The sequence below is a fragment of the Paenibacillus sp. S25 genome, assembly GCF_019454085.1.
GTDB classification, from domain to species: Bacteria; Bacillota; Bacilli; order Paenibacillales; family Paenibacillaceae; genus Paenibacillus; species Paenibacillus polymyxa_B.
Window position 1 is genome coordinate 4,280,272 of the sequence record NZ_CP073683.1, and the last position, 13,686, is coordinate 4,293,957.

Below are 13,686 nucleotides of genomic sequence, written 5' to 3' on the forward strand. Positions count from 1 at the left end.
CATCTATCGTTATAACGATAGGAAGATTCCATCTAGACTTCTACGCGTCACGTCCCACCGTAGGCTTACGGATCACAGAGACGCTCGATTCCCTCACGATCAGGCGAGGCTCGAATTGCACACGCTCATAGTCCCCAGGTGTCTGTTCCTGAATCCGCTTGAGCAGCAACTCCGCAGCCAACCGTGCCACCTCTTCCCCCATGATGGAAACTGAGCTGATCTGAGGGGTCGTTACCATAGCCCACAGATTGTTATCAATACCGACTACAGCAACCTCATCTGGCACTTTTACGCCCAAATCCTTAAATCGATTGACGATCCCTATCGCCACCATATCGTTAACCGCATAAATAGCATCCGGCATATGTTTCAAGCTGTAAAAATAATCGGCTGCGCGCAGCCCTGTCTCAAAGGAGAAATCATCGCCAAAATAAACGAGTGAAGGGTCCACATGCTGGAGAGACTGCTCATAAGCGAAGTATCTTTCCTCGATTTTGTCCTTCGCAGCACCTGCATAGGCAATTCTTGTTCTGCCGATTTTAAGCAAATGCTCCATCACGAGTCTTCCCTCTTGCCGGGCCAGACTGACGATATCCGCTTTGACATCTTCGCCCAGCTTCTTGCCATAGTTAATAATGGACACGGGAACGCTGGCTTTGTTAATCAGATCTACCAACATTTTGGGATACGCCAGCGGCATAATGATGAGCCCGTCGACATGCAGCTTCTTGACCTCACGAACTGTTTCAAGCTCCATTCTGGCATTCCCGGCGGTATTGATTTGCACGACCCGGTAACCATGCTGCTTGGCGGCCTGCTCTACGGACCAAGCGATCTCTGGAATAATCGCGTTACGAATGTCTGGCACAGCCAGTGCGATTTGTCGTGTCTGACGAACTTTCAAGCTCTGAGCCGAGGTGTTGGGCGTAAACCCCATCTCTTCAATCACTTGCAAAATTAAGGCTTTCGTTCTCGGGCTGATGCCCTCACTATCATTAATAGCTCTGGAGACAGTCGCTATACCGACTCCTGCCCGCTTGGCTACATCCTCTATGGTTACTTTCTTTTGATCTGTCACGCCCAAAATCCTTTCAAGAACGGAATCGTTTTCTGACTTTCTAAAATAAAGTCTTAATGTTGATATTATACCACAGAATGAGTGTCTAAAAATTGAAGTCGTTTTCTTCTTGTCTTTGCTTCACCTGAAAAATTCACAAAATCTCTTTGTATAAAAGTAACGAGCCAAATATAGCACTGTAGTCACAAGTGATTATATTCACAAAAAAATCAAGTGCTTTTTGTATGAAATTGGTTTGACAATGTGTAAAAATTGTGACATATTATTTTTCGGAAACGTTTCCTAATTCATTCACTTTCATAGAGGCAATGATCATATATTCGTCAAGGAGATGACAGACATGCAAGCATTGAGATGGCATGGAGTAAAAGACTTAAGATTGGAAAATATTGAGCAGCCCGCTGCTCTGGCAGGAAAAGTAAAAATCAAAGTAGAATGGTGTGGCATTTGCGGAAGTGATCTTCACGAATATGTAGCTGGACCGATCTTCATTCCCCAAGATGCTCAGCATCCATTGACTGGCGAAAAAGCGCCGATCGTAATGGGACATGAATTCTCTGGACAAGTCGTCGAAATCGGTGAAGGTGTAACCAAGATTCAGGTTGGCGACCGTGTCGTTGTAGAACCGGTTTTTGCATGTGGAAAATGTGATGCATGTAAACAAGGAAAATATAATCTTTGCGATAAAATGGGCTTCCTCGGTCTCGCAGGCGGTGGCGGTGGATTTTCTGAATATGTCGCAGCTGACGAGCACATGGTTCACAAAATTCCAGAAAGCGTATCTTTCGAGCAAGGCGCATTGGTAGAGCCTTCGGCCGTTGCTTTGTATGCTGTTCGCCAAAGCCAACTGAAAGTCGGCGACAAAGCTGTAGTATTTGGCGCTGGTCCTATCGGCTTGCTGGTTATTGAAGCGTTGAAAGCTTCGGGTGCATCTGAGATTTATGCAGTAGAGCTTTCCGAGGAACGCAAAGCTAAAGCTGAAGAGCTGGGTGCTATTGTGCTTGATCCTAAGACTTATGATGTGGTGGAAGAACTGCACAAACGGACTAACGGCGGTGTAGATGTAGCCTATGAAGTCACTGGAGTACCTCCTGTACTGACTCAAGCTATTGAATCTACTAAAATTAGCGGACAAATCATGATCGTCAGCATTTTTGAAAAAGAAGCTCCGATCAAGCCTAACAATATTGTTATGAAGGAACGCAATCTGACTGGTATTATCGGCTACCGTGATGTATTCCCAGCTGTCATCAGCCTGATGGAAAAAGGTTATTTCCCTGCCGACAAGCTGGTTACCAAACGTATTAAGCTCGAAGAAGTGATTGAGCAAGGTTTTGAAGGACTCCTGAAAGAGAAAAATCAGGTTAAAATCCTGGTATCTCCGCAAGCCTAATTTAGAAAATAAACCAGATGTCTGCTCTATGCAGACATCTTTTTATAAAAAAACGCTCTCCTTCCTGCGACATGCTGTCGTCAAGATGAGTAGCGTTTTTTGATTACCATTTGGATTACTTAGTTACATTTTTCAGAACATCGTCAATCATTTGACTGTTTGCAATTGTACCTGTATACAACCAGCTGGAATCCTTACCAAAATCGTATACGTGGCCTTCTTTAACGGCTGGAATTCCCGCCCATACAGGATCTTTTACAATATCTTCTTTACTTACGTTTTTGCTGTTCACGATAAAGATATAATCCGCATCCAGCTCGGCCAGCTTCTCCAGCGATAAATTACTCCAGTTCGCCTTAGCCGTTTTGGAAATCTCCTGTACGACTTGTGGAATCTTGAATCCCAAATCCTTATACAATACATCACCGCTGGATAGATTCTGGTTTACGACATACACGTTTTTATCCGTTACCCATAAAGCCGCCGCAGTTTTTTGTCCTACCGTCTGACTCAGCTTGGCTTTAGCCTCTGCTGCTTTTTTGTCGTAGTTGCTCAATGCCTGCTTCGCTTCACTGCTCTTATTCAGCACCTCACCCACGGTCAGCAGCTCTTCACGCCAATCATTGTTCATATTACTGCCTACCACGTAGGTTGGAGCAATTTTAGAGTATTGATTATATTTGTCGCCTTCCACCATGCTCGCACTGTCCATAATGATTAAATCAGGCTTGAAGTTCAGAACCGCCTCAAACGGAAGATCTGAAGCAATGGTAGGAACGTCCTTCAGTTCTTTTTGCAGGTAACCTTGAACTGAATTTTTGCCTACCGACCATTGGGCTACGGGTTTAACACCTAGGGCCACTAGATGATCCTCCAGATAAGAAGCGATCACACGCTGAGGCTGAGCCGGAACCTTCACCTCATGCCCAAGTGCATCCTTCAGCACCCTTTCCTGTGATGTTGGTTCCGCTGATGTATTATTGTTCCCTTGGGAAGCGCCACCGGTTGCCGCAGGACTGGATGTGCCTGAGCACGCGCTGAGCAGCAGGGTAAAACTAAGCAATAAAATAAATGCCATGGAATGCTTTGCGTTTCTATTCATTCGTAAAATCCCTTCATCATGATTTTGATAATGATTATTATCCTCAATAACAGTATGCAGGGCGCCACTTATCGAATCAATGGAACATTCGGACATGCTTAATGGATTATCCAGACTGGTATCTCTCACAAAAGCAGATGAATATAGGCTGTCCCGGTAATGAACCGGAGATACACCCGTATATTTTTTGAATGCCCGGCTAAAGAAATAGACATCCGGGTACCCCACACTGACAGCGATATCCTGTAAAGTGGCATCCGTCTTCCGCAAAAGCTCCTTCGCCTTGTCCATTCGCAGTTGAATCAAGTACATAATCGGGCTACAATCCGTTTGTTTTTTAAATAACCGAGTCAGATGTCTCGGACTGCATTCCAATAATACGGCCAAACGTTCCAGCGTTACGGACTCCGCGTAATGATCCTGCATAAATCGAATCGCCTGTGTCACGATATCCCGCGCAGAAGTTCGAGCCTTCGGTTCCTGCAATTGCCGCATACATTCATATGCAAATTCATAGAACCGACCCTGAGCCTGAATCTTGGATAGCGCCTCATGATCCTGCCATGCGTACTCCAGTAGTTGCAGCTTTTGGTACAGTATAACCGGATAAGGCGGTACAAAACCATGAGCTATCGAAGGATGATTATACATCGTGTGTCCCGATAGAGAAGTCGCTTTATATAGTACAAGGATATATTCTATCCCGTATTGCGAGGGTTTCATATTCAGTTCAAAGCCTTTGCTGCCATGCAGTACGTACCCTGAATGTGGCGTATCCTTCCAATCACCAACCAAACGCACGCTACCCTGCAATACAAATACAAAAGCCTGCGCAGGAAGACGATACGGTTGAAGCAACTCTTCCGGCTCCAGTCGAATATGCCGGACATCCATGACACGGATCGACGAATGAAGCCATAGGGACAGCAGTTTGTTTAACTCATCAGCTTCATGTCCCTTGCTCATCCCGGTATGGGAACCTACCTGCTTTTGTCGATCCTGCTTCACGTATCAAAGCCTCCGCTTCATAAATATCATACTTTTTTTCCAAACCAACCTTATTATATATCATCTTTTACTGCGTCTACCATGAGACAAATATTCCTGCACGAAACAAGGTGAATATACCATTTCCATGGTACAATTTGTATAAATACAAGATTTAAAATACATAGGGGGTTTGACAGCATGAGCGGTCCCAACATTGCATTGAGTACAGGAGCTAATGCACCATTCGGTAAGGAAGATACGGTGCGGGTCACCATTACATGGAAGCATGCACCTGCCGAACTGGATGTTAGCTGTTTTATGGTAGGAGCAGACGGAAAGGTTTCCTCAGATGACTATTTCATTTTTTACAATCAACCCGCTGACCCGCACGGCCATGTACGGTTACAGCGTCCAAATGACAGAACCACTGAGTTTACTGTAGCGCTCCAGGAACTGGAACGAACCGGAGTGGAAAAATGTGTGTTTGCGGCCACACTGGACGGCCCGGGTACTTTTGCCGATGTAGTCGGCTGCTCACTTACTGCTCAAGGCAAGCAATCCCATATCACCTACAGCATCACCGAAGCTACCAGTGAGACATCGCTTGTGCTGGCAGAGGTGTATCGTCATACGTCTGGCTTCAAGCTTCGCGCAGTTGGGCGTGGTTTCAACGGAGGGCTGAAGCCGCTCGCCGAGGCTCATGGTGTCACCGTGGAGGAGACAGAATCGCCAGCAGCACCGTCAGCGGATAAAGCCAGCGTGAAGGAGCCTTCTCCTGTGAATGGAAGAATTAATCTGCTTAAACAGAAGGTACAAATTTCACTCCAAAAGAAGCAGATAGACCGGGAAAAAGCACGAGTAGCGGTTGTATTAGACGCTTCTGCTTCCATGGCGAAACTGTACTCTAAGGGAACCGTGCAAAAAGCCTTTGAACGTGTTCTGGCTGTATCGGCCTGCATGGATGATGACGGTGAAATGGATGTATGGCTTTTTGCGGACAAAGCCAAACGTGCTCCAAGCGTCACGGAACGAGATTACGAGAATTACGTAAAACGAAATTTCCCAGAAATCGGATACGGAAATATTGGATTTGGTAACAATGAGCCTGAAGTGATAGAGGATATTATTTTAAAATATACAAAAGAGGTACCCAATGAAACAATCCCGACCTACATTATCTTTTTCAGTGACGGTGGGGTATATGAAACGAAAAAAATATCAAAGTTGCTGATCAAGTGCTCGAAAACTCCTATTTTCTGGCAATTTATCGGTCTTGGTAATGCTGATTTTGGAGTCCTTCAAAAGTTGGATAATCTGCGCGGTCGCGTAGTGGATAATGCAGATTTCTTTGCCTTGGATGACATTGAGTCCGTGACAGACGCAGAATTGTACGACCGTCTGCTGAATGAGTTTCCTGGTTGGCTCAAGCAAGTGCGGGCTAATGGAATATTGCGGAGCTAATTCTTCACCGCAATGCGATACTCCTACATGATCACTTAAATATCCGCCGAGCAGAACAATAAAGGCAGAATGACCGCAGATAGAGCAATCATCAGCGCCAGCATTTTGCCTCTGTTTTCCTCTGTTTTCCTCGGTTTTCTTCAGTTTATCCTCTAGCGATTTCAATCTCCCTACCAGATCCTATTTATTTCATTTCCTAATTGGATATTTTCATGTAGTATAAGTCTAATTGAAGTAACCCTGTTTGGGCCATGCTGAAGCTATACACTATATGAAGGAGGATTTCATTTTGAAATCAAATGAAGCAACTTTGCACAAAAAGCTGCTCCCACGGCACATTACCTTTATGGCTATGGGTGGAGTTATCGGAACGGGAATTTTTAAAGGAAGTACCGAAACGATTAGCTTGGCGGGACCTGGAGTTATTTTATCCTATGTCTTCGCAGGACTCTTGCTCTTAGTCGTTATGGGCGCAATTGCCGAGATGGCTACCGTCTACCCCAACATGAATATGAAGGATTTTATTCGCAAAGCTTTTGGAGAACGATTGTCCTTTATTATCGGCTGGTTGTATTGCTTCATGTGGCTGGCTGTCTGTATCATTGAGGTCATTGCTGCGGGGAGCTTCCTGCAATATTGGTTGCCAGATGTGCCTCTATGGGTACTCAGTTTAGTGAGTGCGGCTTTCATTATTGTCGTCAACATGCTGAGTGTCGGCGGTTTTGGGGAGCTGGAATTTTGGCTTGCGGGTATTAAGATTGCCATGATTATTATCTTCATCGCCTTGGGTGGCTGTATACTGTTCGGGATTATTCCCACTGAAACTCCACCTTATCTAAGCAACTACGCGCAGCACGGTGGATTTCTACCTAATGGCTGGTTAGCTATCTTTTCAGCGCTGCTGGTCGTTACCTTTTCATACGGAGGGTCCGAGCTGATTGGACTGACGTTGACGGAGACAGAAAATCCGGAAAAGGTACTGCCTAGAGTGGTTAAAAGCTTTATTCTTCGCGTTGTTTTGTTCTATACGTTGCCAATTCTCATCATTTGTGGCTTGATTCCTTGGAACCAACTGGATGCGAATACCAGCCCGTTTGTACAGGTATTGTCTTCTGTAGGGCTTCAAGGCTCGGCTCATGTTATGAACTTTATTCTGATCACTGCTGTACTGTCTGCCGCCAATTCGGGGATTTACGGAGCTACACGTATGCTGCATTCGCTGGCTATCAATGGAGAAGGTCCCAAATCACTCGCCCGCTTATCTTCAAACGGGGTTCCGGTAAATAGTCTCAAATTGTGCGCTGTAGTCCTGATTGTCGGTTCCATGGTTGCTTATGTCGCTCAGGACGGGCTGTTCCGTATTTTGATGGCTGTACCTGGCTTCGTTGTGCTGCTCGTCTGGAGCTGCATTTGTCTGTCCCAATTGAAATTGCGCAAATCTTATCCAGTAGAGCCTACTTTCAAGATATGGGGATTCCCTTATGTAACGGCGGTTACAGTGGGATGTCTATGGGTAATTGCGTTCCTATTCTTGCTTGACCCGCAAAATCGCATTAGCATTAGCGTGTGCGTGGCTTTCATGGCATTTCTGGTCATCTGGTCTTTGGTGAAGTTCCGGAGAAAGCAGGCGTAAGTAGCACATGATTCAATCTTACCTGTTTCCTGTTTCGTATGCCTTTCTTGCGTTTCCTTTTGCTGCGTTATTGTTCACACTGCCTTTCCTAATCGTGCAATATCGAAGGCATGGCTATATTCACAAGGCTAGAGCATGGCTGCTTTACTTGATGCTTTTATACTTAATGAACGCCTTCTTTCTGGTCATACTACCGCTTCCGTCATCGCGTCATAATGCTGCATTAGCCGGGGGAGCGTTGCAGTTGATGCCCTTGCAGTTCGTTCATGACATTATAAGAGAAACATCCATCTCACCCGCCCATCCCTCCAGCTATGTTCATTTGCTGAAGGAGCGCGCTTTTCTGCAGGTCGTTTTTAACGTTGTGATGACCGTGCCTTTCGGTATGTTCTTACGTTATTATTTCCGTGCACGATGGGGATGGTGTCTGATTCTGTCCTTTATCCTCTCCCTCTTCTTTGAGGTGACGCAGTTGACAGGACTGTATGGATTTTTTGACCATGCCTATCGCGTGTTCGATGTAGACGATCTAATGGCTAATACATTAGGCGGTATGCTAGGCTTTCTATTAGGCGAATGGCTTTCACGCTTCCTGCCCCGCTTAGAACATCTAGACAAGCATGTGGACATGGCAACGAAGCGAGTGTCCTATACCCGACGGGGCGTAGCCTTTTTCGTGGATTCTATCATATGGATCGGGCTACTCGGCATCATGGAGTCTCTGCATGTGTCTGCTGCTTTCTGGTTTTCCAGTGGGGTCTACTTTATGGTAGTCCCTTACCTGACGAATGGACGAACGCCAGGGAAATGGCTGGTGCGTATTCATCTTACAGGGACAGGACAACGGATTTCCCTATGGGAGCTCATAAAGCGTTACAGTCTCTTGTACTGGGTGTATTTTGGACTTAATTACGTACTGGGTGGACCTGTGCTGTGGTCTCAAGTCTCTCCATGGGTAAGTGTTCTGATCAGCCTTTTGTTGTTGGTGATCAACGGATGGTTCTTTTTCCATCTGGTCATACGTCTATTCAAGAAAGCTCCGTTATTTTATGAGGAGCTTAGCCATACTTCACACCAAATTATATGGCCCAAGCACTATCATCATCCTCAAAATGACACTGCTGACCCGGCAGAAACGTCGGGAGCGAATACCGTGAAATGATAACTGAAAGAACTAAGAACGTGATAAGCACCCGTGATCTACGTTGCATCTAAGCAAATAAAAAAACAGGCGAAGCAAAGGGATTTCCTTTGTCCGCCTGTTTTCTATGTTGCGTATAGATGTTAGTTCGTTTCCCTTATTTCCACTGTGCGATTTGATCAATAGGCAAACGTGTGGATGGATGACCATCGTTGATTCCTTTACCCATGGAGATGAGCATAACAGGGACATAACGATCTTTTTCCAGACCAAAGGCTTCAGCAATTTGATCCTTTTCAAAACCGCCAATAGCGTTAGTATCATAGCCATGAGCGCGCGCTACCAGCATAAGCTGCATGGATACCAAACCACCGTCAATCAGGACCGTTTCTTTGTTCACAACTGGATCAAGCGCTGCAAAATGAGCTGCTACTTTTTCCTGTTGCATTTCTTTAATGTCTTTTGGCATATAGCCCAGTTCTACAGCTTCTCCGAAAATTTGTTCAAAATTATCAAAGTTGTTCAAATCTCCAAACACAGCGATCACTGCCGAAGATGTTTCTACTTGACGTTGGTTGAAACGGGCCAATGGTGCCAGTGTAGCTTTACCTTCAGGGCTGTCAATGACGAGGAAACGCCAAGGTTGCAGGTTAATGGAAGATGGTGCGCGTGTAGCTTCTGTCAAAATCTCAGTCATTTCCTCACGGCTGATCTTCACGGACGGATCGTATACTTTTACAGAACGGCGTCCCAGGGCGATTTCTTTAAAATCATTCGTTTTTACAGTACTGGATGTGTTCGTATTATTCATTCCAATCTCTCCTTGTCCCTCTGTGGGTATAGTAATGTTAAAAAAATGTTGTCAGTCCATATCGGATATATGACTATTCATCACTTGCAGCATATCAGCTAGCTGGTGCCGCTGGGTCTCGTCGAAGCTCTGTAGCAGCTGAGCTACAAACTGTGAGCGCTCCTGCTTAAAGATGACAATGCGTGCACGCCCATAATCGGTCAGGCTTACCAAGGTAACCCTGTTGTCCTCTGGCTTCGTGCGTCGTGTGACCATTGCTGTCGCTTCCAGTTGTTTCAAATGGCGCGTTACGGCTGCAGCGTCAATGCCAACCTCTTTTTGCAGCAGAGTTTGACTAATCTCCTCCACTTGATACAACTTGCACAATAGCTGCAATCTGGATGCGCTGACTCCTGCGCAACGCTCAAACTTAGAGCTAATCTGCTTGTTCAGCAACAACAGCATGTCAAAAATATACTCAGGCTCGGATGGTGTCTGGGTGATATCAATCTCTCCTCCCTTAAGCATATCGCTGGGCTTCGTGATATAACCTTTGATCCATCAATTATTGATCTATCAAGTAATATACATCCTCTTTAAAAATAAATCAAGTCCCTGAGAAAAATAAAGTGCTCTTGGCAAATAAAAGCTGAGCGACTCGCACAAGAGCCGCTCAGCTTCAATTTAACTTTATTCTGTTCCGTTGTGCTAAATAATCCCGTGTGACAGCATTGCGTCGGCCACACGCACAAATCCTGCGATATTGGCTCCGACAACCAGATTGCCCGGCACGCCGTATTCCTCAGCCGCCTTAACGCTGTTAGCATAGATATTTTTCATAATATCATGCAGCTTGGCATCCACTTCCTCAAAGGTCCATGACAGGCGCATGCTGTTCTGCGACATTTCAAGCGCCGAGACCGCTACTCCGCCTGCATTGGCTGCCTTGGCTGGTCCAAACAGAACTCCATTGCCCAAAAACACTTCAATGGCCTGTAGCGAGGATGGCATATTGGCACCTTCGCCTATAGCTTTTACGCCATTACTTACCAGCAGCCGGGCTGCTTGCTCGTCAATTTCATTCTGTGTGGCGCATGGCAGTGCGATGTCGCATGGGATCGACCAGATCCCTGAACAGCCTTCTGTATAGATTGCGCCTGGACGCTCTTGAGTATACTCGCTAATCCGCAGACGGTTCACTTCTTTCAGCTGCTTCACCAGCTTCAGATCGATACCGTCTGGATCATAGATGTAGCCATTCGAGTCACTACATGCCACGACGATAGCACCGAGCTGCTGTGCTTTTTCAATCGCATAAATGGATACGTTCCCTGAGCCCGACACGACGACGCGTTTTCCTTCAAAGGACGATCCCTGAGCCTGCAACATCTCGTTTACAAAATACACACAGCCATATCCAGTCGCTTCCGTACGTGTGAGACTGCCTCCGTAATGAATCCCTTTACCCGTCAGGACACCACCTTCATGTCCCCCGCGAATCCGCTTGTATTGTCCGAACATGTAACCGATCTCGCGGCCACCTACTCCAATATCCCCTGCCGGAACGTCGGCATCTGGACCAATATATTTATACAACTCAGTCATGAAGCTTTGTGTAAAACGCATCACTTCGTTATCTGATTTCCCTTTGGGATCAAAATCCGAGCCGCCTTTACCACCACCGATGGGAAGACCCGTCAATGCATTTTTGAAAATCTGCTCAAAACCCAAAAACTTGACGATTCCCAGATATACAGACGGATGAAAGCGAAGTCCACCTTTATAAGGCCCTATCGCACTGTTAAACTGCACACGGAAGCCACGGTTGACCTGTACAACTCCCGCATCATCCACCCAAGGTACACGGAAGGTAATGACTCGCTCCGGCTCCACTAGCCGTTCCAGAAGCCCCTGCTGCATATACTTAGGGTGCTTAGCCAATACCGGAATTAGCGAATCCAATATTTCCTTGACGGCCTGATGGAATTCATTCTCATGAGGATTGCGCGCGATAACCTTCTCAAAAACGGACTGCACATATTCGGCTGCTGCTTGTTGACTCTGCTCTGGACGGATCATGGTCATTTTTATAATACACCCCTTTTATAATTAGCCCCTCTGTTAAATGACGGAACGACTTTATTCTGCACCTTCGAGAGTGGAACTTTATGTATTCATAAAATTTAGTTAACTATACATGATTTTTTATAATAATACATCTAATTCGCCTATAAAAAATTTTTGTATCCTTCATTAAATAACTCTATGAACCTCTCATTGTCTGTTAGTTTCCTAAAGCTAAATCCCTTGATTCACGGGCTTTTTTCACGATTTCTAAGGCCCTAACACCTTACCCTACATGGCATTATAATGTGAACAAATTGAAACTAAAACATACATTATGTCTGGAATATGGAAATAAGGAAAAGAGGCTGCGCGCAGGGCGTAGCCTCTTTTTCCATCCTATAAAGGTGCAATAACTCACCATGACAGAAATGATCTTTTACACATAAAAAGCTTCAAGCTGACGCACAATTTCTGCCTCGTCATGCTCTACCACCTGCTGATGCTGCGATTTGGAGAACAATTGTTCAATTTGCGCTGGGAACTCCTGCTTGATGTCCACCAGACGGATGGCTTCATCAAATTTGGCCGGATGCGCTGTCGCAAAGGTCACACATACTTCATCCGCGCCATTATACGCCTCATACGCGGCAATACCGCATGCCGTATGGGGATCCAGCAAATAATCATATTCGGCCTTGTATTTCTTGATTAGCTCCAGACACTGCTCATTCGAGGCACCGAGCGCTTCAAAATCCTGCTGTACCCGTTTTAAATCCTCTGCACTGATCACAATCCGTCCCTCGGTTTTGAGGTTATTCATGTATTCAGATACCTTGGTCGCATCTTCTCCAAGGAAGTAGTACAGATATCTTTCAAAATTGCTTGCCACCTGAATGTCCATCGAAGGACTGTATGTGCTTTTAAAGTCGCCCGGCTTGTATTCGCCTGTCTTCACAAAGCGCTCCAAAATATTATTTTCATTCGTTGCAATAATCAGCTTATGGATCGGCAAGCCCATTTTTTTCGCAAGAAAGCCAGAAAAGATATTGCCAAAGTTGCCGGATGGCACGCTGATATTAATCTTTTTCGTTCCGGCAGACTCCTGCGCCCGGAAATAAGCATAAAAGTAATATACGGTTTGCGCCAAAATACGCACAAAGTTAATCGAGTTAATCGCCCGCAAATGATGTTTAGCTTTGAAATCCAGATCGGCAAACAGGTCCTTAATGACCTTCTGACAATCGTCAAAGTTCCCTTTTACGGACAGATTCAATACATTTTCATCGTCAACCGTCGTCATTTGCAGCTCTTGTACCTTGCTCACCTTTTGGTGTGGATGCAAAATACAGATTTTAATGCCTTCCTTGCCACGCACACCCTGAATCGCTGCCGCCCCAGTATCGCCCGAGGTTGCACCCAAAATGTGAATGATCTCATTCTGCTTTTTGGACACATAGGAATAAAACTCACCCATAAATTGCAGCGCCACATCCTTGAACGCAAACGTAGGCCCGTGGAACAGCTCCAAAATAGACAGGGAATCGTTGATCTTCTTCACTGGCGTAACTTCTGGATGACGGAAGCTCGCGTAACTGCGCTCCACCAGCTGCTCCAAATCTTCACGAGGAATCTCATCATTGATATACAGCGCAAAAACTTCCAGCAGCAGCTCTCTATAGCTCAATGTTGCCCATTGCTCCAACGTAGCTACCGACACGGTCGGAATCTGCTCCGGTACCATTAGACCTCCATCGTCAGCTAACCCCATGAGCACGGTATCAATAAATCCCTTGGCTTCTACTCGACCTCTAGTGCTTATATATCTCATATACATCCCCCAATAAAAATTCAATTCGAACCTTTTTTCGAATATATTATTGTCTATAATACCCTGTCGCGGTGCTGTAACCAAGCCTTTTTTTCATATTTCAAAGACTTTCTCCTACTTTACCATACCCTGATGCATCAGGCATCTGTAATCGCTAGGCAATCGGAACGTCAGAAACAGGCCGTGAGTCTGAAAAAAGAAGG

General features: G+C 45.6%; 10 protein-coding genes. 4 read left to right on the forward strand and 6 right to left on the reverse strand.

Translation table 11 applies throughout. The features are described 5' to 3' along the window. Window positions 1-40: 40 nt before the first annotated feature. On the reverse strand, window positions 41-1,078 hold the full coding sequence (locus tag KAI37_RS18710; RefSeq protein ID WP_013311372.1) for a LacI family DNA-binding transcriptional regulator: 1,038 nt from the start codon (window positions 1,076-1,078) through the stop codon (window positions 41-43). A 340-nt stretch (window positions 1,079-1,418) separates the two neighbouring features. Between KAI37_RS18710 and KAI37_RS18715 the strand changes: the two genes are divergently transcribed. Further along, a complete protein-coding gene (locus KAI37_RS18715; protein ID WP_220029999.1) occupies window positions 1,419-2,471 on the forward strand; it encodes a 2,3-butanediol dehydrogenase in 1,053 nt (350 codons plus the stop codon). 115 nt (window positions 2,472-2,586) lie between these two features. Here the strand turns inward: KAI37_RS18715 and KAI37_RS18720 are convergent, their stop codons facing one another. Further along, window positions 2,587-4,581: an AraC family transcriptional regulator gene (locus KAI37_RS18720; RefSeq protein ID WP_220030000.1), complete on the reverse strand. Its 1,995-nt coding sequence runs from the start codon at window positions 4,579-4,581 to the stop codon at window positions 2,587-2,589. A gap of 180 nt (window positions 4,582-4,761) precedes the next feature. Here KAI37_RS18720 and KAI37_RS18725 point away from each other — a divergent pair, with 180 nt between their 5' ends. The 3 genes from KAI37_RS18725 to KAI37_RS18735 all read left to right on the forward strand — a co-directional run bounded on the left by KAI37_RS18725 (window position 4,762) and on the right by KAI37_RS18735 (window position 8,819). Then, the gene (locus KAI37_RS18725; protein ID WP_220030001.1) at window positions 4,762-6,024 is read left to right on the forward strand and encodes a VWA domain-containing protein; all 1,263 of its coding nucleotides are present in this window, start codon (window positions 4,762-4,764) and stop codon (window positions 6,022-6,024) included. Between the two features lie 289 nt (window positions 6,025-6,313). Then, entirely contained in the window at window positions 6,314-7,657 is a 1,344-nt protein-coding gene (locus tag KAI37_RS18730) for an amino acid permease (protein WP_028542243.1), read from the forward strand. 7 nt (window positions 7,658-7,664) lie between these two features. Beyond that, complete coding sequence (locus KAI37_RS18735) at window positions 7,665-8,819, forward strand: VanZ family protein (RefSeq protein WP_220030002.1); 1,155 nt, start codon at window positions 7,665-7,667, stop codon at window positions 8,817-8,819. Window positions 8,820-8,955: 136 nt separating this feature from the next. Here KAI37_RS18735 and KAI37_RS18740 read toward each other — a convergent pair whose 3' ends face one another. The 4 genes from KAI37_RS18740 to thrC form a co-directional block, all read right to left on the reverse strand. Then, the gene (locus tag KAI37_RS18740; RefSeq protein WP_023989745.1) at window positions 8,956-9,609 is read right to left on the reverse strand and encodes a nitroreductase family protein; all 654 of its coding nucleotides are present in this window, start codon (window positions 9,607-9,609) and stop codon (window positions 8,956-8,958) included. 51 nt (window positions 9,610-9,660) lie between these two features. Continuing rightward, a complete protein-coding gene (locus KAI37_RS18745; protein WP_025718154.1) occupies window positions 9,661-10,053 on the reverse strand; it encodes a MarR family winged helix-turn-helix transcriptional regulator in 393 nt (130 codons plus the stop codon). A gap of 243 nt (window positions 10,054-10,296) precedes the next feature. Continuing rightward, window positions 10,297-11,673: an NADP-specific glutamate dehydrogenase gene (gene gdhA, locus KAI37_RS18750; RefSeq protein WP_220030003.1), complete on the reverse strand. Its 1,377-nt coding sequence runs from the start codon at window positions 11,671-11,673 to the stop codon at window positions 10,297-10,299. 418 nt (window positions 11,674-12,091) lie between these two features. Continuing rightward, a complete protein-coding gene (gene thrC, locus KAI37_RS18755) occupies window positions 12,092-13,483 on the reverse strand; it encodes a threonine synthase (protein WP_071642276.1) in 1,392 nt (463 codons plus the stop codon). Window positions 13,484-13,686: the final 203 nt, after the last annotated feature.

What these genes read in the sequence shown, in the direction of transcription:
- KAI37_RS18745 (WP_025718154.1), bottom strand. Translation starts at nt 10,053, where the DNA reads ATGCTGTTGTTGCTGAACAAGCAGATTAGCTCTAAGTTTGAGCGTTGC.
- KAI37_RS18735 (WP_220030002.1), top strand. Translation starts at nt 7,665, where the DNA reads ATGATTCAATCTTACCTGTTTCCTGTTTCGTATGCCTTTCTTGCGTTT.
- thrC (WP_071642276.1), bottom strand. Translation starts at nt 13,483, where the DNA reads ATGAGATATATAAGCACTAGAGGTCGAGTAGAAGCCAAGGGATTTATT.
- KAI37_RS18740 (WP_023989745.1), bottom strand. Translation starts at nt 9,609, where the DNA reads ATGAATAATACGAACACATCCAGTACTGTAAAAACGAATGATTTTAAA.
- KAI37_RS18715 (WP_220029999.1), top strand. Translation starts at nt 1,419, where the DNA reads ATGCAAGCATTGAGATGGCATGGAGTAAAAGACTTAAGATTGGAAAAT.
- KAI37_RS18725 (WP_220030001.1), top strand. Translation starts at nt 4,762, where the DNA reads ATGAGCGGTCCCAACATTGCATTGAGTACAGGAGCTAATGCACCATTC.
- gdhA (WP_220030003.1), bottom strand. Translation starts at nt 11,673, where the DNA reads ATGACCATGATCCGTCCAGAGCAGAGTCAACAAGCAGCAGCCGAATAT.